Below are 22,334 nucleotides of genomic sequence, written 5' to 3' on the forward strand. Positions count from 1 at the left end.
AACGACCGCACCGAGCGGGTGGACCACAACGAGAAGATCTCGATTGGCGACAACCGCACGGAGGATGTGGGCAAGAACGAGACCATCAGCATCGGTGAAAACCGTACCGAGGATGTGGGCAAGAACGAGACCATCACCATCGGTGGCAACCGTACAGAAAACGTGGGCAAGAACGAGACCGTCACCATAGGCCAGAGCCGCAGTCAGACCATAGGCAAGAACCACACGATACAGATCGGTGCGTTCAAGCGCGAAACCATCAGCCTGGCCTTTATGGAGAATGTCGGCCTCGCCAAGATGGTCAACATCGGCGCGGCGTACAACATCAACGTCGGCGCGGCCATGGTCAGCAATGTGGTGCTGGGCCGCATGGACTCGGTGGGAGTCTCGTGGAAGGCCAATGTAGGCCAGACCTATCACCTGCAGGCTGGCAAGGGCATCACGCTGGAGGCCGGGGAGTCCATCACCCTCAAGACAGGCGCCTCCACGCTGACCATGCACCAGGACGGCAGCATTAGTCTGAACGGCAAGAAGGTCAATATCGTGGGCAGCGATATTGTGGATCTGGACGGCAAGCTGATTGACGTGAACTAAGCCATGAGTGTCGAAACCATCAACACCACGCCGTTCAGCGTATTCAGCTTTGAACACATGCTGTTCAATGGCCGCCGTTATCAGATCGTCGTGCTCAAGCAGTCGTACGGCTTGCGTGATACCGGTGCGGTGGTGCAGTTGCACCAGCAGCGGCCTGTGCGGTTGGGCGATGTCCATCTGGGCGAACGGGACCGCAGCAGCGTGCTGCTGCCCACTGATCTGATTCCCTACAAGCCCAAATGTGAGGTCATCGTGACCGGCACGGCGCAGATAGCCCAGCCCAGCGACAGCTGGCTGGCGGGCATCGCCATCGGCGACTGGAAAAAAGCCCTGCGCCTGTATGGCCCGCGCCGCTGGCAGAAAACCCTGCTGGGCCGTTGGAAGCTGACCGATGCCGAACCCACCACCGGCACGCCGCTGCTGTATGAGCACGCCTATGGTGGACACTTTGAACTGCTGAATGAGCAGGGTGAGATGACCGTGGCGGCCTATGGCCTGAACCCCCCTGGCACTGGCTGGCTGGGCGAGCAGCCACACATCACGCTGACCAAGGCGCAGCGCAAGGCACTGGACGAGCGAGTAGCACAGCTCGACACCCTGCAGGCACCACGTATCGAGTATCCGCAGCAAGCCATCGGTACGCCAGGCGAGGATATCGCGCCAGCCGGCCTGGGCGCCTTCCCAGCTTGGTGGCGGGGCCGTACCCAATATCTGGATGGCATGGCGCCGATCAAGCCCGAGCAGCAAGGCTATCCCAGCGATTTCGACATGGCGCACTGGCAACAAGCACCGGCCGATCAATGGTTGCCGTTTGCGCTCAAGGGCGGCGAAACCCTGGTTCTGGCCAATCTGCTGCCCGAAGGGCGGCAGGAGTATGTGCTGCCACGCAGCCGGCCATTCCTGTTCCTGCGCAGTCCCACGGACCTGAGCATGTCGCTCGATATGGATATCGACACCGTGCTGGTTGATCTGGATGCCCGCGTGCTGGAGCTGACCTGGCGCCGCATCGTCCAGCTGGACGAGCTGGGGCCGGAACTGCAGATCGAAGTCATCAGTTGATCCGCTGCTGCGCCAGCGACTCCGCCGAATAATCCGGGGCGCTGACAAAACCTTGTGTCGCAGTTCAGGCTGGGCGAACGCACCTAGGCAACACCTGGGACGACCCATTCGCACCAGCAAGCCAGAACGGTTTTGTTAGCTGCCCTAAGTAGTGAACATAGGTAGTCAAACATGGGTAATGAATACATCGCCGAGAAACGCGTCGAGCACTCGGCCATCGCCTGCGAACCGGACATGATTGCGCCGGACCCCAGCAAGCCGATGATCCTGCTGCCGTTTGTGACCTACGCCACGTTTGATACGGCGGTGGATACGGCCAGCCACGGCAACGGCAACCAGTACCCGCTCTACATCAGCACCTCGCACGTGCCCCACTGCCTGGGTGGCCCACCCGGTGGCGTAGGCAAAACCTCCAAAACTTGGAATGGCAAGTTCAAGACCACCGAGAAAAGCAGCACGGTGAAGGTGGGGCCAGGTTGGCAGATACACCACCAGCATGCCGGCACCATCAACAATGGCAATGCCAAGGCCAAGGTCTACACCGCCGTCAACGCCGGCAGCCCCTCGCAGAAATGCCTGGCCATGCTGCGGGTACAGTTCGAGCGGCTGAAGCAGGGCTCCAAAAACCAACTGAGCGAACGGCCCGGCGGTTTCGTCAAGGATATCGGCACGGGTGCACTGGATACCGTCAAGGGCTATGGCGACATGGCGGCCGATGCGGGTAGCGCCGCCGCCAGCCTGTTCTCCTGGGAGGGGCTCAAGTCTGCCGGCAGGGCCATCAAGGGCGCGGTCAACTCGGTGGCGGATGCCATCACCGGCACCGTGCGCGAAGTCGCCGAGGTGGGCAGCGCCATCGTCAATGAAGAGCTGTCCATCGACGACATCGTTAACGGCATAGAAGACCTGGCCAGCGAGCTGGGCGAGGAAGCACTATGCGCGCTGGCCGCCCAGATGCAGGATATCGCCGACAAACCCGAAGCCATGGGCGAGGCACTGGGCGGCCTGATGACCGAAGTGGCCATACAGGTGGCGGCTGCGCTGGTATCGGGTGGCGCCGCCAATGCCGCCGCAGCCGGCGCAAAAGCCGCCAAGGCAGCCAAGGCCGGTGGCAAGGCCATGGACCTGGGTGCAGGCCTGGCCAAGAAGCTCAAGGGCATGGGCCTGAAGGACGGTGATTCCTTCAAGGATGTGATTAAGAAACTGAAAGAACGCCGCCAGAAGGGCCAGGACAAGACCCCAGAGAAAGCACCGGCCGCACCCAAGCAGGAAGGCGACGCCCCCACCCCACCCACCAACAAGGACTCCCACAACAAGGGCAAGGCCGATGGCGATGGCGAGGTCTGCCCGCTGTGCCCCACGACCGGCAGCCCGGTCAACCCGGTGCTGGGTTGCAAGGTACTGGCTGGCGAAAGCGAGCTGGACTTCAGCCTGCCCGGCCCCCTGCCATTGGTATGGCAGCGCAATTACGTCAGCAATAGCCGCGAAACCGGCTGGTTTGGCCAAGGCTGGGCCGTAATGTACGGCATGCGGCTGGAAGAGAGCGACGGCGGCGAAGTGATGGAACTGGTCGAAACCACCGGCCGCCGCATCCGCTTCCCCCGCGTGGCACCCGGCCGCAGCTTCTTCTCGCGTTATGAGCAGATCACCCTGGCACGCAGCGCCGCAGGCGAATACAGCCTGGTATCGGGCGATGGCTCGCGCCTGTTCTTTGGCCAACGCCACCCGCAAAGGCTGGATCAGTGGCTGTGCAGCGGCCTGGCCGATGCCAACGACAACCGCATCGGGCTGGAATACCAGCCCATCGCCGCCCGCCCCAAGGGCCCCAAGCCCGCCCTGCAAGCCCAGCCCTGCTACCTGATGGACAGCACCGGCGAAGCCCTGCAACTGGATTACAGCCCGGCAGGCCGCCTGCTGCGCGTCAGCCTGCTATGCGGGCTGAGCCCCAACCAGGGCGCCAGCGGCAGCGCGATAGCGGCAGAACTCCGTAGCCAGCAGATCGCCGATAGCGTGATGGCGCGGCTGGAGATCGCCCAACGCGACCAGATCGCGCTGCAGGCGCAGGTGCTGGTGGCCTACCAATACAGTCCGGAAGGCGACCTGATCAGCGTGGTGCGCGATGGCAGCGAAGCCCGGCGCTACCAATGGCGCGACCACATCATGGTCGGCCACACCGTACCAGGCGCCCTGCAGGCCCATTATGAATACGACCGCTACGACGCCGGTGGCAAGGTCATACGCCACTGGAGCAACGTCGGCCAGCAATGGGTCTTCGAATACAGCAGCGGCCACACCAAGGTGATCGAAGCCCAGGGCACCTCCGACGAGCGGGCCACCCTCTATCACTTCGACGACAAACGCCGCTGGACCGGCCTGACCGACGCGCTGGGCGGCCGCACCATCTTTGAACTCAATCAATACGGCCACCTTGTGGCCACCATCGACCCGGACGGCACCACCACCCGCTACACCCTGGACGGCAAAGGCCGCCCCCTGGCCGTGACCGACGCCCTGGGCCACAGCACCCAGGTGCTCTGGCATAGCGAACTGGAACTCCCCACCCAGCTGATTGACGCCCTGGGCCAAGCTACCAGCCTGGAATACGACGCACGTGGCAACCTGATCGGCGAGATCGACCCAGCCGGCAACGCCACCCGCTTCGAGCTGGACTCACGCGGTCTGCCCATACGCATCATCGACGCCAAGGGCGGCAACAAGCGGCTGGAGTGGGACCAGCGCGCCCTGCTGACCGCCTATACCGACTGCACGCAGCAGACCACCCGCTTCGCCTATGACGAGCGTGGCCGGCTCAGCAGCCAAACCGACGCCCTGGGCGCCACCACCACCTACCACTACGACATGGCCGGCCGGGTGCAGTCCATCGACTACCCCGATGGCGGTAGCGAACGCTTTGAATACGACCCAGCCGGCCGCCTGATCGCCCACATCGACGCCCTGGGCCACCGCACCCGCTACGAGCTGGACGCCGACAACCAGCCCACCGCCCGCATCGACGCCCTGGGTGGCCGGCTGGAATACCGCTACGACACCCACCGCCGCCTGGTGGGCCTGATCAACCAGAACGGCACACCCTGGCAGTTCCAGTACGACGCCCTGGACAGGCTGGTGGCCGAAACCAACTTCGAAGGCAAGTTCAGCGCCTACGCCTACAGCGCCGCCGGCCAGCTCATGGCCCAGCGCGAACTGCCGGCCCACCACCCGGACAGCATCCTCACCCGGTTCGAGCGCGACGCCCTGGGCCAACTACTGGCCCGCCATACCCAGGCCAGCGGCCAGGCACTGCAACGCACCCGCTACCAGTACGACCCCGCCGGACAACTGCGCCGCACCAGCAACGCCGACGCCGCCATCGACTTCGCCTACGACCCACTAGGCAACCTGCTGCAGGAAACCCACACCACCCACTGGCGTGACGAAGAAGGCAAGCGGCAACCTCGGGTACAGCAGCTGAGCCACCAGTACGACCCCCTGGGCAACCGCATCGCCACCACCCTGCCCGATGGCCGTACCCTCAACTGGCTGATGTATGGCAGCGGCCACCTGCACCAGATCAACCTCGACGGCGAGCTGATCGCCGATATCGAGCGCGACGCCCTGCACCGCGAAGTGAGCCGTAGCCAAGGCAGCCTGCACAGCCAGTTCCAGCTCGACGCCATGGGCCGGCTGCTGGACCACCGCGTCAGCGCCAGGAGCCTGGGCCAGCAGCCCCAGGTTGGTGTCGGCGCCCAGCACGGCAGCCGCATCGCCCGCCACTGGCGCTACGACCGCGCCGGCCAGGTGCTGGAGATCAACGACGCCCGCCGTGGCCGTACCGAATACCATTACGACGCCCTCTCCCGCATCCGCTTCACCACCGGGCCCAAGCTGGCCGAACAGTTCGAGTTCGACCCCGCCCACAACCTGCTGCCGGCCAACAGCCACAGCCCGCTCAAGGACAACCGCGTCACCGTCTTTGAGGACAAGCGCTACCGCTATGACAGCCACGGCCGCCTGGTAGAAAAGCGCAGCGGCAGCAGCCAGAACAGCACCGTGCTGCAACTGGAATGGAACGCCGAACACCAGCTGGTAAAAGCCACCACTACCCGCAGCAAGGGGCCAGGCCAAGCCAACCGGATCACCGAAACCCACTACGGCTACGACGCCCTGGGCCGCCGCATGAGCCGGCAGAGCCGTGACTGGATTGCGCCGGCTGGCGCTCCCACCGACGCCCCTGCCCATACCCCTCCCGGCCACAGCGCCTGGTTTGTGTGGGACGGTAACCGGCTGCTGCAGGAAATCGTGGTCAACCCACAGGCCGCCGACCCGGCCCAGCGCAGCCAAACCCACACCACCGTCTACGAGCCAGACAGCTTTATCCCCCTGGCCCGGCTAAGCTGGCGTACCGCTGCCCAGGACACCACCCTTGCGCCACCCCAGCCAGCCGACTGGATGGCGCAACGGATCGCCTTCTTCGACCAGGCCCAGGCGACCTACAGCCAGCAACACGGCCTGGCACCGGACGATGCGGACTTCCTCCAGCAGACATCCCAAGCCCAGGCTGGCCCCAGCAAAGCACCGCTGAATCCGGTAACCATCACCTGGTACCAGTGTGACCACCTGGGCACGCCGCAAGAACTGACGGCAGCCAACGGCGATATCGTCTGGCAGGCCAGCTACAAGACCTGGGGCAATACGGCCACGGTGGAGTGGGTTGCGGCGGACGGCGCGGCACAGACACGACAGCTAGCCGACCCGGCTGCCTTCGAGCACGCCCAGGTGCAGCCTTTGCGGTTCCAGGGCCAGTACTTCGACGCGGAGACGGGGCTGCATTACAATCGGTTCCGGTACTACGATCCGGATGTGGGGCGGTTTGTATCGAATGATCCGATTGGGTTGGCGGGTGGGGAGAACGTCTACCAATACAGCGTGAATCCTATTGATTGGATAGATCCACTGGGGCTCAGTAGCTCCGTGCTCAATGCCGCACTTGGCGGCCCAGTTGGAGATCACCATCAAGCGCACCACTTGATTCCGGAAGAGATATGGGCGAAAAAGAAATCATTCTTGGATAAAATCGGCTTGCAAGGACAGCGAGACAAAGCTGCAAACGGACTGTTGGTGCCTGACAGCCAAAGCCAAGCCGCCGCAAATGGGAAAAAAGTCTACCATTGTGGTAGCCATGGTAATTATTCACAGATGGTAAGTGACAAGCTTGGAAGGATTGAACGTAGTTATAATTCCGGTGCAATTACGGCGGCTGAAGCAAGGCGACGGGTTTCTTCTTTGCAAATAAGCCTACGGAAAAAGATCAATACTGGACGAATCAGCACCAAGGCTCCATGTGGGCGCCTAAAGTAAAGGAGTGACAATGTACTATGTTTTTGAAAGGAAAGAGGGAGTCGGTCGCCCTGTTTTTATTAATGGCATGCTGCATGAGAAATTCATTGAGGGCGGTGCAAATGTTGCCATGGAATACGACTGGAACTTTGCCGCACCGCCCGATCTTCCGGCAAAACTCCCAGAAAAACTGGTTTTAATATCAAAAGACAAGAAGTATGCTTTCGATCTTGCAAGCGACTTCAACGGACAAATAATTTCAGCACGACTGCTGTCTCTGATGATGCCCTTTGGGCTGGAGGACTGGGAAATATCAAGTCTTACGGTAGTAAATCAAAAGGGAGTATCGATCGTTGATCAAGATTACTTCTTTATTCGACTACCCATAACGAAACTCCAGAAGGACATTGTTGACATAGAGAAATCCAAACTGGACGTGCGAAAAAATGGCGAAATAAAGAAGATCTGGGATTTGGCCATTCAAAGCAGATCACTCCCCAACATATTCATGTCTAATGAAATATCATTGATAAATGTCATTTTTATTGGCTCAGAGGTTGCAGAGAAGCTGCAGACAGTGCGGCTTCATGGATTTAATATCGTGCCTGCCTCTCAGGCAGGGGTAATCAAGCCGGCCTAGTTAATTAGCCCTCTCAAAACCTAGAAAACCTTGGGGGGCTTGTTTTTTGCATGGCCGATAGATCTACATTGATACCTAGCTGCAGCGGGTCGGAGGGTACCCATTTGCTACCGCTGCCATCGCACCCGCTACGAGCTGGACGCCGACAACCAGCCCACCGCCCGTATCGACGCCCTGGGTGGCCGGCTGGAATACCGGGAAAGGCATCAACCCCCAACCGCTCAGATTGCTAAATTATGAGTGGTAGACCGAGTGGGGGAAGGTCAAACAACAATGCCCGGTCCAAGCCGGGCATTGGATTCTACACAAGCCCTAACAGCTACTTGAAGCTGCTGACAGCCTTCTTGTATTCCGGTGATTCGCGTGCTGCCGCCACAGCATTCCAGAGTTCCTTGGCGAAGTCGGCGTTCTTGCCCACAAACTGCTTGGACAACATCAGGTAATAGGGCTTCTCCACCAGCGGCGTGCTGACTTTCTCTACCTTGCCGGCGAATTCCGCTTGCTGGATGGAGTTGTCACCTTCGAGCGTCTGCAGTGCCACAGCCTGCAAACGTCCGGCTACCAGCTTGCGCAGGGTGTCATCAGCGCTGCGTGTGCCATCGTCTACCCGCACACCCATGCCCTTGAGCTGATCCACAATGGAATAGCCTTGCTGGGCACCTACCGCACTGGTCAGGTTGGCAATGGTCTTGCCATCAAAATTGATATTACTGCCCTTGGCCTTATACAGCGAATAGCCGTCCATCATCATGTGTTTGGTGGCATCGGCCTTATCACTGGCACCGGGGTAAAAGCCTACTGCCAGGCGGTCGGTCTTGAAGCTAGCAGCAAAGGCGCCATCCATATTGCCTTTGCCCAAGTCATCCAAACAGCGCGCCCAGGGTGTACGCACAAACTCGATCTTCACACCCACCTTTTGTGCCGCCATCTTCAGCTGGACAATATTGAGCCCATCCCGTCCTTCCACCACCCAGGGATAAACCTCTACATTGTCAAAACAGAGCTTTATCGAAGCAGGCTTATCAGCGCCTTGTACCGCCAAGCCGGCCACTGCCAGCAATCCAGACAGAATCAGCTTTTTGCCCATTACTCACTCCTTATACTAAGCACTGGGCCCATTCGGGCCCGCCGTATTGATGGTTATGTGTTGGCTATCAGCCACCCAGACGCTTGGCCATAATGGCGTTCACGTCTATTTTTTTCAGGCCTTCGTTGAATATCTTGGCGATACGCTGGCCCTCGGCATCTTTCTTGAAGCAGATGAATAGCTTTTTGTCCTCCAGCACTTTGGCGTTCATGGTCAATTTGCCTGCAAAGGGCTTGAGTTCGGGATCGGTCTTCATCAGGTAGTTAAAGACGTTGCTATCGACCACGGCCAGATCCAAGCGACCTGCACCTAGCTTGACCAGGTTCTTGCCATCGTCGATAGCCACGTCGACCTTCTGCTGCTTGGATGCCACGCGTGCGTCAAACTCGGTGGTATTCACATAGTCCTGCACCACGCCTATTTTCTTGGCAGACAGATCGGTGATCTTGCTCCAGCTGAATGGGGCATCTACGCGCTGCGCCAGACCCAGCGGACCATTGCCCATGGGGTCAGACAGCGTGAATTCCTTGCGCAGGTCAGCCGAGTCGTACTCGGGAAAATACCCCGCATAGCCGGGGTCACTCTTGCCCAACTGCACGGCACGGCTCCACGGAAAGAACTGTACCTTCAACTCGTAGCCCATGGCCTTGAAAGCCGCCTTGGCTACGGCCACGCTGGCGCCCTGCTCAGTCAGCTTGGCGCCGGTGTACGGTGGCCATTCCAATGATGCCAGGGTGATGGTCTTGCTGTCTGCTTGCGCTGGCAGCAACGCTATCGCTGCGAGCAAAGCGCCCAGAGCCAGGGTGAACTTGCGACGTATCATGGATGTATCCCTCATTGGTCTAAACCTTGAACTGCTCCACAGTGGCCTGCAAACGCACGGCCAGGCGGGCTACCTCCTCACTGGCAATCGTTGTCTGGCGCGAGCCATTAGCAGCCTCGCTGACAACCTTCTGTATTTCGCGGATGCTGTCGGTCACGCCCACCACCACCACCTCCTGCTGACTGGAGGCCGCAGCGATTTCCTCGTTCAATTCGGCGATCTTGCGGGCGGACTCGGCCAGGTGCTGGATCACGCCCCCCGCCTCACGGGCACGCTTGAGGCCCATATCAGCCTTTTCCTTGCTGATGGACATCACCGCAACGGCGCGGCTGGTACCGTTCTGCAGTTCGGTAATCACTTGCTGTATCTCTGTCGTGGAGTCGTGGGTACGGTTAGCCAGGGTGCGCACCTCGTCCGCCACCACGGCAAAGCCACGGCCGGCTTCGCCTGCGCGGGCAGCCTCGATCGCGGCATTCAGCGCCAGCAGGTTGGTCTGCTTGGCAATCTCGTTGATCACTGACAGCACGCTGCCGATCTTCTCGCTATTGGTCGCCAACTCGGCAATCACATGGGCGGCGTTCTCGACCTCATTCGTGGCTTCACTGATGGTGCTGATGGCGGCGCTTACCACCGATTGGCCTTTCTCAGCCTCGATATCGGCATAGTTGGCCGCATCGGATGCAGCACTGGTGTTGACCGATATCTCGTGTACCTGCCTGCTCAGCTCACCCGCAGCCACCACCACAGCCTCGCTCTCTTCCTGCTGCAGCTGTATGCCGGCGCTGCTTTGCTCCATGATGCGGCTGGTCTGCTCAGCCGCTGCGGCCAGTTGTGGCGCCGTATCGGACACCTGCCGCATCACCCCCTGAAGGCGTTCCACAAATACATTGAATGATTGCGAAACATCGGCAAATTCATTCTTGCCTATGATCGCCAGGCGGCGTGTCAGGTCAGCCTCGCCCGAGGCGATCTCCTTCAGCGCATTGTTAAGCCGCTTGAGCGGGCGCAGCACCACAGCAGACAGCGCGGCAGAGAGGGCGAATAGGAGCACAAGGTCGGCAATCACGATCTGTACTGCCAGCACGATCATGCTCTGCTTCAGTGCGGCATCCACCGATCCCTGGTCCACATAGATCTTGGCCGTCGCAACGTTCTTCTTTTGGCCATTGTCATCAAACTGCAGCTGCACCTCGCGCAGCACACCGCTGATCTTGGCATCGGCAGCTGCATTGGTGGCTTTACCGTCCGTGCCCCGGGTCAGGCCGCTGAGGTAATCCTTGCCATTCACCAGCTGGATGCCGTTAAAGGTAGGCGAAACCATCTCCGCCTCCAACACCTGGCCTATCTGGGTCTTGTCGAAATTCCAGATGGCAGCAGGCAGGCTCAATTGAAGCCGCACCGCAAGCGCATCGGCCTGTTCTTGTAGCCCCCGCTCCAAGCGTGCCTTGCTGGTGTAGTGGTTGTAACCCCCCATCGTTACCAGAACGAGAGTCACGATCAGCACAAAGAGCGTATTCAGCGTCGCGCTGATGCTGCGGGTAGATATCATTGCCTGCTCCCAGTCATCCCATCCCCCAGGAAAAGTGAATTGTGTGATAACCGTTCTTAATGGCGGCTACGCGCTGATAGCACTGGCCTACTGAGCTTAGTCAGCCATGGAAAAAAACCAAGGGCAATCGCACTCCAGAGAGCAGATATACAGCCGCATCAACTGGCTTGGAGCAAGCCTATCATATGAATTAGAATATTCTGATTTTTGAATATTCATAGGCCAGCCAGCTGTGCGCTTTATGACTCAGCGCCTGTGATGAATTGAAAGCCGCAGCCCAGTCAAAATGATGGCGAACGGCGGCTAGGTCGGGGGATAACATCAGGAAGATCCTAACGGATCAGGTCGCGCCGAGCCCTAGCACCAGGGTTGCCCGAGTGCCTGCCCCGTCCGTCACCACCCAATGACTTGCGCTCAAAGCAGGCTCTCCGGGCGCTGACTACGACCCCGGAAACTACCCGGCCCTTCGCCCTGCCAGCCTTTGAAGGCGTGATGGAAGGCCGCCGGGTCGCGATAACCCAGCAGGTAGGCAATTTCACCTATGGGCATGGCAGAACTGACCAGGTAATGCCGCGCCAGCTCATGCCGGGTGGTATCGAGCAGATCCTGGAAAGCCATGCCCGCCTCGGTCAGCCGGCGTTGCAGGGTGCGGGTGGAGAGATGCAGGGCTTGCGCCACATCCGCTAGCTTGAGGCCGCCCTCCCCCAGGTTGTTCAGCACTACCTGCCGTACCTGCCCCACGATGGCAGGCTCGGTTTGGTGGCGCTCACGCAAGAGCGCCTCTGCGTGGCCCTGCAGCAGTGGCAGCAAGCCATTGTTGGCCTGCGGTATAGGCAAGGCCAGCAGCTCAGCCGGGAACACCACCCGGTTGATCGGGCAGCCATACGCCACCTCCACCCCAGCTAGGCTGGCCAGGCTGCTGCCACTCGGTGCGGCATGGGTAAACTCCAGGGCTATCGGCATTACCGGACGGCCCGCCAGCCACTCGGCGCACGTCTTGATGCCAGAGAACACCGACTCGGCCAAGGCGCCGGCCACCGCATGCGAGGCCATGTCATTGCGCCAGCTGTAAACCGCCACACCCTCTTGCTGCAACAGGCTAGACCGCCCTAGGTCATGTACCAGCGCCTCGAATCGCAATACCTGCTCCAGTGCCAACCCCAGGGTGGGGCAGGCCAGCAGCAGGATGCCATTGACACCATAGGTGGTCGGCTTCACCTGCTGCCCCAGGCGCCAGCCAAACAAGGGGTCCGTGGCGGCCAGTGCCGCCTCGAACATCGCCAGGTAATCGGCCAGCGGCATGTCGGCCTCACCCTGTGGCATGGGCGCCGCAGCCAGCAAAAGCGACTCTGCCACCCCCTCATTGCGCGCAGCGTCCCACAGTGTGCGGGCATAGGGCGCCACCACGCGAGGGATTGGCGCGATAGCACAAGCGATTGGCGGAATAACGAAATGGCTGGGCGGCATCACTGAACTAGAGTACTGACAGATAAACAATCCGCATCGTGCGGGAGATCGGGAGCATAAGCCATGCGACGCTGGAACGGTTGGGGAGAAACCACCACCACCATGAACCTGAGCGACAAGGCCACCACCATGTTGCTGGAAAAGCTGGGCCCAGGCCGGCCACAACAGGATGTCGAGCAGCAGGCCTTGCTGGCGGCCATCCCGCCCTCCCGCCTGCCAGCACACCCCTTGATCCGTACCGACCCGGTCGTACGGCTTAGCGTGGCGCTGGGCGAGAGCTACCCGGACTGGCTGCGCAAGCGCTGCGGCACCACGCCTACCGTGCCCGATGGGGTGTCCTACCCCGAGACCAGCGAGCAGGTACAGGAACTGCTGGCAATGGCACAACTTGCAGATTGGATCGTGATCCCCTTTGCCGGCGGCACCAGCGTGGCCGGCCACCTCGATTGCCCGGTATCGCCACGCCCGGTGTTGTCGCTGAACCTGACGCGGATGAATCGGCTGCTGCATCTCGATACCGTCAGCCAGCTCGCCACGTTTGGCGCCGGCACAGCCGGTCCCGTACTCGAAGCCCAATTGCGCGCGCAAGGCTATACCCTGGGGCACTTCCCGCAATCGTTTGAATATTCCACTGTCGGTGGTTGGGTCGTCACCCGATCATCGGGTCAGCAATCGCTACGCTATGGGCGCATCGAACAGTTGTTTGCCGGCGGCCGCATGGAAACCCCCATCGGCACGCTCAATATGCCCACCCTGCCCGCCTCCAGCGCCGGCCCCGACCTGCGTGAGCTGGTATTGGGTTCGGAGGGTCGCTTTGGAGTGCTGACCGAGGCGGTCATGCGGGTCACACCGCTGGCCGGCCACGAGAGCTTCCATGGCCTGTTCTTCCCCGATTGGGATGCGGCAGAAGCAGCCGTACGGCAGTTGGTGCAGATGAAACTGCCGCTATCCATGCTGCGGCTCTCCAATGCCATCGAAACCGAAACCAACCTTGCCCTGGCCGGGCACGCCAACCTGATCGCCTGGCTGGAGCGCTATCTGGGCTGGCGCGGCTGCCGTAAGGAAAAATGCCTGCTGATGCTGGGCCTGACCGCCACACCCGCTACCGCCAGGCACGCGTTGTCCGAGGCCAGGCGAGTTACCCGCCAGCATGGCGGTGTCTACATCGGCCGCAGCCTGGGCGACCGCTGGGCGCAGAACCGCTTCAAGGGCCCGTATCTGCGCAATACCCTGTGGGAACACGGCTACAGCGCCGACACCATAGAAACTGCCGTGGACTGGCCATGCGTCAAGCCCCTGATGCTGGCCATGGAGCAAGCCGCCCGCGACGCCTTTGCCGAGGACGGCGAGCGGGTGCATGCCTTTACCCACCTCTCCCATCTCTATGCACAGGGCAGCAGCATCTACTCCACCTTTGTCTGGCCCACGGCAGCGGGCGGCTACGACGCCAACATGGCCCGCTGGAAGCGCTACAAGGCCAGGGTCTCGGAAGCGATCGTGGCACACGGTGGCACCATCAGCCATCAGCACGGCGTGGGGCGCGATCACGCCCCTTACCTCGCCGCCGAGAAAGGCCCGCTGGGTATGGCTACGCTGGCCGAACTGTGCCGCCATTTCGACCCCAAGGGCATCATGAATCCAGGGAAGCTGTTGCAGGATGGCGGACCGTGGAACGTCTGAGCCGCCAGGACAAGCTGAACCGGCTGGGCATTACCGATTGGGATCTGCTGGTCATCGGCGGCGGCATCAGCGGTGCCGGGGTGCTGCGCGAAGCAGCCCGGCTAGGCTGGAAAGTCCTGCTGATCGAACAGCGGGACTTCGCCTGGGGCACCTCCAGCCGTTCCTCCAAGCTGGTGCATGGCGGCCTGCGCTACCTCAAGGAAGGGCAGTTCCGCACCACCTTGCATTCGGTACACGAGCGGCAACGCCTGATGCGTGAAGCACCAGAGCTGATCGAGCCGCAAAGCTTTCTGTTTGCCGACTGCACTGGCCGGCAGCCGGGTCGCTGGCTATTCCAGCTGGGCCTGACCATCTACGACCACATGGCGGGAGAAAACAGCCACGCCTATTGCAGCAGCCAGGCCGTCGCTCAACTGGCCCCAGGGCTGGCACCCGACAAGCTGCGAGGTGGTATGGTCTACCGCGACGCCAAGACCGATGATGCCAGGCTGGTCTGGCGGGTGCTTGAAGAAGCCGAGCACGATGGTGGCATCGCCATCAACTACCTGGCGGCCCGCACCCCCATCATTGCGCACGGCCAATTGGCAGGCATGGTACTGGAAGACATCGAAACCGGGCAGCAGATCGCCGTGCAGGCCCGCACCGTGATCAATGCCACCGGTGCCTGGGCCGACCGCTTGCGCGCCACCTTAGGCCGCAAGCCCATGCTGCGACCCTTGCGCGGCAGCCATCTTATCGTCCCGTTCTGGCGTCTGCCGGTCGCTCAGGCAGTCAGCCTAATGCATCCGCGTGATGGTCGACCGGTGTTCTTCTACCCCTGGGAAGGCGCCACCCTGATCGGCACCACCGACCTGGACCATGCCGGCGATCTCGATACCGAAGCCAGCATTACCGATGCCGAAGTGGACTACCTCCTGGAAGCGGTCAACGACCAATTCCCCGCCATCCAGCTAGGCCGGGCCGATGTCTCAGCCTGCTATGCCGGCGTGCGCCCGGTGGTGGATGAAGGCGGCAACAGCCCATCCAGCGCCGGCCGCGACCATGTGGTACTGGATGAGCAAGGGCTGATTACCCTGACAGGTGGCAAACTCACCACCTTCCGCCTGATGGCGCAAGATGCCTTGGCACTGGCCGCCAAGCGCATGAGTCAGCCCTACCAGCCCAGCACAGCCCCGGTTTTCAGTGCCGCCAGCAACCTGCCGCCGCAGTTGGCGGGCGCCATGGCCCAGCGCTTGCGCGCGCGCTATGGCCCGCATGCTGCCGAGGTCGCCAACACCGCCACAGCCGATACCCTGGCCTTTGTGCCCGGCACCCATACCCTGTGGCAGGAACTCCAGCGCGCCGCCAGGGTGGAGTCCGTGGTCCACCTTGATGATCTGCTGCTACGGCGCACTCGACTGGGCATCTTGCTACCCCGTGGGGGGCTGGATCACCTGGTCCGCATACGCGCCCTGTGCCAACCCGAACTAGGCTGGACCGATGCACACTGGGAGGCAGAACTGCTGCGCTATCAGCAGTTGATCGCCCGCCACTACAGCCTGCCACCTACCAGAACCGAAAGCGCACCATGAGCAACGATTACCTGCTCGCCATCGATAACGGCACACAAAGCGTACGGGCCCTGTTGTTCGACCTGCACGGCAACCTGGTCGACAAAGCCCAGGTCAGCATCGATACCTATCAATCGCCCCAACCGGGCTGGGTGGAGAACGACCCCGAAGACTTCTGGCACGCCCTTAGCCGCGCCTGCCAGCACCTGTGGGCCAATACCAGCGCGCCCAAATCCGCCATAAGGGGTGTGGTCATCACCACCCAGCGTGGCACGGTGGTCAACCTGGACGCGGACGGCAAGCCCCTGCGACCCGCTATCCTGTGGCTCGATCAGCGCCGTGCCGACAAACTGCCCAAGCTTTCCTGGTGGTGGCGGCTGCTGTTCCGCGCCATCGGCATGCACAACACCCTGCAGCACTTCCTGCACGAGGCCGAGGCCAACTGGATAGCCCAGCATCAGCCCGATATCTGGGCCCGCACCCACAAGTTCCTGTTGCTGTCGGGCTACCTCAACTACCGCTTTACTGGCCGCTATGTCGATGCGATAGGCAGCCAGGTCGGCTATGTGCCCTTCGACTACAAAAAAGGCTGCTGGGCCCCCAGGCATGACTGGAAATGGCAGGCCATGCCCATCTCGCCCAGCATGCTGCCCGAGCTTGCCGCCAGCGGCACCATCATAGGCAAGGTCACGGCGCAGACCGCCGCCGATACCGGCATACCCGAAGGACTGCCCGTCATCGCCGGGGCAGCCGACAAAGCCTGCGAAGTCCTGGGCGCCGGCTGCATCAGCCCGGAGACAGCCTGCCTCTCGTTCGGCACCGCCGCCACCATCAATACCACTACCAAGCGCTATGTCGAGGCCACGCCCTTTGTGCCACCCTACCCTGCTGCGCTACCCGGCCACTACAACACAGAAGTACAAATTACCCGTGGCTTCTGGATGGTGAGCTGGTTCAAGGAGCAATTCGGCCTGCAGGAGCGCCTGACTGCCGAAAGCAGCGGTGTCGCCGTCGAAAGCCTGTTTGATGACCTGGTCAACGCCGTACCACCCGGTGCCCAGGGGCTGATGCTGCAACCCTTCTGGAACCCCGGCATCAAGGTGCCCGGCCCCGAGGCCAAAGGCGCCATCATCGGTTTTGGCGATGTCCACACCCGAGCCCACCTCTACCGCGCCATCCTAGAAGGCCTGGCCTACGCCCTACGCGAAGCCGGCGAGCGCATCGCCACGCGCAGCGGCGTCGCCATCAAACGTGTACGCATCTCCGGTGGCGGCTCACAAAGCGACGCCGCCATGCAGATCACCGCCGACGTCTTCAACCTGCCGTGCGAGCGCCCACACCTGTACGAAACCAGCGGCCTGGGTGCCGCCATCCTCGGTGCAGTTGCACTCGGCCTACACCCTGATTTCGATAGCGCCATCCGCAACATGACACGGGTAGGCAAGGTATTCGAACCCGTGGCCGAGCACGCCGCCATCTACCAGCAGCTTTACCCCAAGGTGTACAAACGCATGTACGAACGCCTGCAGCCGCTCTATCACGCCATACGCGAGATAACGGGGTATCCGCGCCGGGCTTAGGAGGCATATTGCTGTGTGGCCCTCATGCACAAAACGCTGACCCCCCCGCCCAGACCTGCAGCCAATATAAGGCGGATTGCGCCCATACTCAGCGGAGGCCTTGCTGTGGCACTGGGTTCTGGCCCTGCACCCTTTCCAGCCCACGCCTTGGCCGCCGTGCTACCATCCTGCGCACCCTCGGTGGCGCGGGCGCATGCTTGGTTGCGGGAAAAAAGCGGCACCAACGATGCAGCATTCTGATTCTGATGAAAAAACCAGAAAAGGGGCTTAGCTTAGTATGCCATTCAGTCAAAGCGGTCAGCTGTCCGCAATCGTACGTGAAATAGAACGATTAACACCCAGCTCCATACTGGATGTCGGGACTGGCATGGGCCAGTATGGTTTTCTTGCCAGAAACAATCTCGAAAATATCAATCTATTCATCATCGAAGAGGGCAAGGGAAGGCAGTCGCCCAAATCCCAGTGGCGCGTCCGCATAGACGGCATAGAAGGCTTTGCCGACTATCTCACCCCCGTGCATGAGTACGTCTACAACCAGATGATGATCGGGAATGCCCTGGATATCCTGCCGGGCCTGGCGGCTCGTCAGTACGAACTGGTCATGGCCATAGATATCCTCGAGCATTTCGACATGCCCACCGGAGAGCGCTTCTTAGCCGAACTCAAGCGTGTGGCGTCCGGCCATGTGCTGGTCAGCACACCTAAATCCTTCATCCATCAAGAAGTCGAAGCCAATCCGCTGGAAAACCATCGATCCCTGTGGACAGCAGACGACTTGGCAAGAAATGGCTTCACCCACCTGATCCCCGATGCGGAAAGCTGGATCGCGGTCTGCAACATTTGATGCCTCGCCCAAGCTGGTGCATTAGATCGCCCAGCTTGGCGGAGCTCAGCGCCTGCCCCGAACTTAAGTCGATGATATGAACGAAGCCCGTCCAGAATGATGACGAACTGCGGCGAGGGGGAATGATTGTGGCTAACAGAGGAGAGCCTACAGGTTCGGTCCACGCTAACCTCTGCCGGCAGGGTTGCCCTGGTGCCAGCTCAGTCCGCCCCCCGCCAGCTACGACTTGATTTCATAACAGGCTCATATAATACGGCCACCCCTTCCACCCCTGAGGCACCCACCATGAAGATGATCAAAACCCGTGCAGCTGTTGCCTGGGCACCCAATCAGCCCCTGAGCATCGAAGAGGTCGATCTGATGCCGCCACAGAAAGGCGAGGTGCTGGTGCGCATCGTGGCCAGCGGGGTCTGCCACACCGATGCCTATACGCTGGAAGGCAAGGATTCTGAAGGCGTCTTTCCCGCCATCCTCGGGCACGAAGGCGCAGGCATCGTCGAGGCACTGGGCGAAGGAGTAAGCAGCGTGGCCGTGGGTGACCATGTGATTCCGCTCTACACCCCGGAGTGCCGTGAATGCAAGTTCTGCAAATCAGGCAAGACGAATCTCTGCCAGGCTATCCGAGCCACCCAGGGCAAAGGTTTGATGCCAGACGGCACCACAAGGTTCTATAAGGATGGCAAGCCCATCTACCACTACATGGGCACCTCCACCTTCTCCGAATACACCGTGGTTCCCGAGATTGCCCTCGCCAAGGTCAACCCCGAAGCACCACTGGAAGAAATCTGCCTGCTGGGTTGTGGTGTCACTACCGGCATGGGGGCTGTCATCAATACCGCCAAGGTCAAGCAAGGCGATACCGTGGCCATCTTCGGCCTGGGTGGCATCGGCCTATCTGCCGTGATCGGCGCCCGCATGGCTGGCGCCAGCCGCATCATAGGCATAGACATCAATACCGATAAATTTGCCCTGGCCACACAGTTGGGCGCGACCGACCTGATCAACCCCAAGGATTTCGACAAGCCCATACAGGATGTCATTGTCGAGATGACGGGTGGTGGCGTGGATTTCTCGTTCGAATGCATAGGCAACGTCAACGTCATGCGCTCGGCCCTGGAGTGCTGCCACAAGGGCTGGGGAGAATCCGTCATCATCGGCGTGGCCGAGGCAGGCGCCGAGATTGCCACCCGCCCCTTCCAGTTGGTGACCGGCCGCGTCTGGCGAGGCTCCGCCTTTGGTGGCGTGCGTGGTCGCACCGAATTGCCGCAGTATGTAGAGCGCTACCTGGCCGGCGAATTCCGGCTGGACAATTTCATCACCCACACCATGCCGCTGGAGGAAATCAACACCGCCTTCGAGCTTATGCACGCAGGCAAGTCCATCCGCTCTGTCATCCATTACGCCAAGTAAGCCCCACATGAGCCAAGCCCTGGAACAGATCGCCAGCTTTCGCGCCTTTGGCGGCTGGCACAAGCGCTTTCGCCACCACAGCGCAAGCACTGGTACCAGCATGACCTTTGCCATCTACCTGCCACCCCAGTGTGATCAGGGCACCAAGGTAGATGTGCTGTACTGGCTATCCGGCCTGACCTGCACCGACGACAACTTTGCCACCAAAGCCGGTGCGCAACGTGTGGCCGCCGAATTGGGCATGGCCATCGTGATGCCGGACACCAGCCCGCGTGGTGCCGAGGTGGCAGACGACGACAGCTACGATCTGGGCCAGGGTGCCGGTTTCTACCTGAACGCCACCCAAGCGCCCTGGGCTGCCCACTACCGCATGTACGACTACGTGGCTGAGGAATTGCCAGCCCTGATAGAACGTGAGTTCCCGGTTACGCTACGGCGCAGCATCAGCGGCCACTCCATGGGCGGCCACGGTGCCCTGATGATTGCCCTGCGCAACCCAGGCCGCTATGCCGCAGCCTCAGCCTTTGCCCCTATCTGCCAGCCAACTGCCAGCCCATGGGGGCAAAAGGCATTCACCGCCTACCTGGGCGACGATAGCTCGACCTGGCAAAACTACGACAGCTGCCACCTGCTGCAACATGCCCAGCAAGCCCTGCCGCTATTGATAGACCAGGGCGAGCAAGACAACTTCCTGCCCACCCAGCTTAACCCGCAGGCGCTGGCCGACATCGCCCAAGCACGCGGTTGGCCCATTACCCTGCGGGTACAGCCCGGCTACGACCATAGTTATTACTTTATTGCGAGCTTTATCGAAGACCATCTACGCTTTCATGCGTACTGGCTCAGGCAGGTTGTTGGGGGGTAGTTCCAAACACCCTGCGGGTGACGGGAACTGCCGCCAATCCACGCATGGCTCCATACGCAATTAATGCGGATGGACTGGTTCGAACACCAGCAGAGGCTCTATATTTAGCACGTGCGCATGGTGTGCTTATTCCCGAAGACATTATTATTGGGCTAATGAATAAATGGGCGCAAATTGATGCTGATGCAGAATATTTTGCGCAAGGCAGGAACCACAAGCCGAACGACTGAGTTGAATGGGATGACTTTTATCATTCTGGCACGGGCAAAATTCCTGTTCGCATGAATGCAGCGATGCCAAATAGCGACGAAGCACTCGTTGCTCATTTGTCGCATGAAATGCATTAACTTAACTCTCCCAGAGAAATTTTTGAGGCTAATGGTGCCGCATTGCAGGCTAAGCGGCTCAATCATTTGACCGCACCTCAATCCGAAGGTGGCTTGATTGGGAACTTGCACGAGCAAGCCTGGGATGACGCGGATAAGTTGGTTTACAAAATAAAGAGTGGAGGCTGAAATGGGTAATTCGGTACTGCTGGCTGAGCTTGAAGATTTTTTTAGTCAGTATAAAGAGGGAATTTATACCGATGGAGAGCTAGCATCTCTGTGTCTTGAGTTAATAGGGAAAGAATCGTTTGCACAGATATGGGAGGCCTGATAAATGGCCGCCTAATTGATCAGCTTAGGAATTTTTCCGACAGTGATGACATCGTGACCTTTGGCCAAGGTGATGCACAGAAAGTTAAGGCGGAGATGCTTCGCGTAAAAAACTGGCTGATGGGTCAGGGGCTACTGAAATTTGTGCAAAAGGCGCCACAGTGAGGGGCGCTTTTTTCCAAACACCACTTCCTACCACAGCTTCGGTGAGCGGTCGCAGTGCACGTTTAGAATATATGGGCAGTACACCCGATAAATTTTCCAGAACAGGTAGAGAGTTTATGGAACGGATGAGGAATGATGGCCTTATCCGCGGTGAGGGGCTGCTAGTTCGTGGCGATCCGAACAACCTGCAAGTTAAGGGTCCAGATTGCAACTGGTATCGTATTGACAATACCGTTGATATGGCGCATACAGTGGATGCGGTCAGCTGGCGAAATGAAACTGGCCGTTTCCTGAGCCCAAAATCACCTGAAATACGAGCGTTTATGTTGGATTCAAATCACTATCGATTAGAGCCAATGTCGATAAATCGATCAGCCGGTGCCTCGTTGCGACAGATATACCTGTCACCTGCTTCGCCGACATTTGACATATTGGAGTAAGAGATGAGCTCGAATCAAATAATGCTGACAGATGCAACGCATCAAGAAATTAAGCGCTTATGTGCTCTAGGCGATGAGCTGGCTCTGAGCGGCCAACATGAGGACGCTGTAGCGGAGTACAACAAGGCATGGATGTTAGTTCCTGACCCCAAGAATGAGTGGGAGACATCCACTTGGATTCTAGCGGCCATTGCAGACTCGTGCTTTTTCCTCGGAAAGAAAAAATCTGCACGGCAAGCATTGGAATATGCGATGATTTGTCCAAGCGGATTAGGAAATCCTTTTCTCCATCTGCGCCTAGGGCAAATATTATTCGATCAAGGCGAAGTGGATTTGGCTGCGGATGAGCTTATGAGAGCGTACATGGGCGCTGGAGAAAAGATTTTTGAAAATGACGACCCTAAGTATTTGATATTTTTAAGATCGCGTGCCTACATATAGGAGTTCAAACATGGGGCATCCTGTTCGGCGTCCCAAGCAAAGCGTCCGCAACTACGGACGTTCTTGCAAGTATTTATCATGGAGCGCACTCCGTGGAAGGTCAGCTGAACGTCGATAGTCGGTACATAGCCAATGCTATCGACGAAGTTG

The 22,334-nt window shown here is 59.9% G+C and carries 15 protein-coding genes; 11 read left to right on the top strand and 4 right to left on the bottom strand.

Features of this window, described 5'->3' with window-relative positions:
- From QWZ03_RS04060 to QWZ03_RS04075, 4 genes are all read left to right on the top strand, one after another.
- Positions 1 to 594, top strand: a 594-nt coding sequence (locus tag QWZ03_RS04060; protein WP_441302631.1) for a bacteriophage T4 gp5 trimerization domain-containing protein, incomplete at its 5' end; no start/stop codon positions are given.
- Between the two features lie 3 nt (positions 595 to 597).
- Positions 598 to 1,653 carry a DUF2169 family type VI secretion system accessory protein gene (locus QWZ03_RS04065; RefSeq protein ID WP_290331579.1) on the top strand — a complete coding sequence of 352 codons (1,056 nt, stop codon included), beginning with the start codon at positions 598 to 600 and terminating at the stop codon, positions 1,651 to 1,653.
- Between the two features lie 171 nt (positions 1,654 to 1,824).
- Positions 1,825 to 7,008, top strand: coding sequence for an RHS repeat-associated core domain-containing protein (locus tag QWZ03_RS04070; protein ID WP_290331580.1), 5,184 nt, complete (start codon positions 1,825 to 1,827; stop codon positions 7,006 to 7,008).
- 10 nt (positions 7,009 to 7,018) lie between these two features.
- Entirely contained in the window at positions 7,019 to 7,627 is a 609-nt protein-coding gene (locus QWZ03_RS04075; protein WP_290331581.1) for an Imm43 family immunity protein, read from the top strand.
- 319 nt (positions 7,628 to 7,946) lie between these two features.
- Here QWZ03_RS04075 and QWZ03_RS04080 read toward each other — a convergent pair whose 3' ends face one another.
- The 4 genes from QWZ03_RS04080 to QWZ03_RS04095 all read right to left on the bottom strand — a co-directional run bounded on the left by QWZ03_RS04080 (position 7,947) and on the right by QWZ03_RS04095 (position 12,442).
- Entirely contained in the window at positions 7,947 to 8,714 is a 768-nt protein-coding gene (locus QWZ03_RS04080) for a substrate-binding periplasmic protein (protein WP_290331582.1), read from the bottom strand.
- A gap of 67 nt (positions 8,715 to 8,781) precedes the next feature.
- Complete coding sequence (locus QWZ03_RS04085; RefSeq protein WP_290331583.1) at positions 8,782 to 9,537, bottom strand: substrate-binding periplasmic protein; 756 nt, start codon at positions 9,535 to 9,537, stop codon at positions 8,782 to 8,784.
- A 19-nt stretch (positions 9,538 to 9,556) separates the two neighbouring features.
- Positions 9,557 to 11,086, bottom strand: coding sequence for a methyl-accepting chemotaxis protein (locus tag QWZ03_RS04090; protein ID WP_290331584.1), 1,530 nt, complete (start codon positions 11,084 to 11,086; stop codon positions 9,557 to 9,559).
- Positions 11,087 to 11,500: 414 nt separating this feature from the next.
- On the bottom strand, positions 11,501 to 12,442 hold the full coding sequence (locus QWZ03_RS04095) for an AraC family transcriptional regulator (RefSeq protein ID WP_290331585.1): 942 nt from the start codon (positions 12,440 to 12,442) through the stop codon (positions 11,501 to 11,503).
- A 174-nt stretch (positions 12,443 to 12,616) separates the two neighbouring features.
- Between QWZ03_RS04095 and QWZ03_RS04100 the strand changes: the two genes are divergently transcribed.
- The 7 genes from QWZ03_RS04100 to QWZ03_RS04130 all read left to right on the top strand — a co-directional run bounded on the left by QWZ03_RS04100 (position 12,617) and on the right by QWZ03_RS04130 (position 22,184).
- Complete coding sequence (locus tag QWZ03_RS04100) at positions 12,617 to 14,233, top strand: FAD-binding oxidoreductase (protein WP_290331586.1); 1,617 nt, start codon at positions 12,617 to 12,619, stop codon at positions 14,231 to 14,233.
- The gene (locus tag QWZ03_RS04105) at positions 14,221 to 15,804 is read left to right on the top strand and encodes a glycerol-3-phosphate dehydrogenase/oxidase (RefSeq protein ID WP_290331587.1); all 1,584 of its coding nucleotides are present in this window, start codon (positions 14,221 to 14,223) and stop codon (positions 15,802 to 15,804) included. Before QWZ03_RS04100 ends, QWZ03_RS04105 begins: the two co-directional genes overlap by 13 nt.
- The gene (locus tag QWZ03_RS04110; RefSeq protein ID WP_290331588.1) at positions 15,801 to 17,363 is read left to right on the top strand and encodes an FGGY-family carbohydrate kinase; all 1,563 of its coding nucleotides are present in this window, start codon (positions 15,801 to 15,803) and stop codon (positions 17,361 to 17,363) included. Before QWZ03_RS04105 ends, QWZ03_RS04110 begins: the two co-directional genes overlap by 4 nt.
- A 277-nt stretch (positions 17,364 to 17,640) precedes the next feature.
- A complete protein-coding gene (locus QWZ03_RS04115) occupies positions 17,641 to 18,207 on the top strand; it encodes a class I SAM-dependent methyltransferase (RefSeq protein WP_290331589.1) in 567 nt (188 codons plus the stop codon).
- Between the two features lie 285 nt (positions 18,208 to 18,492).
- Positions 18,493 to 19,617, top strand: coding sequence for an S-(hydroxymethyl)glutathione dehydrogenase/class III alcohol dehydrogenase (locus QWZ03_RS04120; protein WP_441302632.1), 1,125 nt, complete (start codon positions 18,493 to 18,495; stop codon positions 19,615 to 19,617).
- A 19-nt stretch (positions 19,618 to 19,636) separates the two neighbouring features.
- Positions 19,637 to 20,482 carry an S-formylglutathione hydrolase gene (gene fghA / locus QWZ03_RS04125; RefSeq protein WP_290332045.1) on the top strand — a complete coding sequence of 282 codons (846 nt, stop codon included), beginning with the start codon at positions 19,637 to 19,639 and terminating at the stop codon, positions 20,480 to 20,482.
- 1,264 nt (positions 20,483 to 21,746) lie between these two features.
- A complete protein-coding gene (locus tag QWZ03_RS04130) occupies positions 21,747 to 22,184 on the top strand; it encodes a tetratricopeptide repeat protein (RefSeq protein ID WP_290331590.1) in 438 nt (145 codons plus the stop codon).
- Positions 22,185 to 22,334: the final 150 nt, after the last annotated feature.

It is taken from the genome of Chitinimonas viridis, assembly GCF_030409555.1.
Taxonomy (GTDB): Bacteria; Pseudomonadota; Gammaproteobacteria; order Burkholderiales; family Chitinimonadaceae; genus Chitinimonas; species Chitinimonas viridis.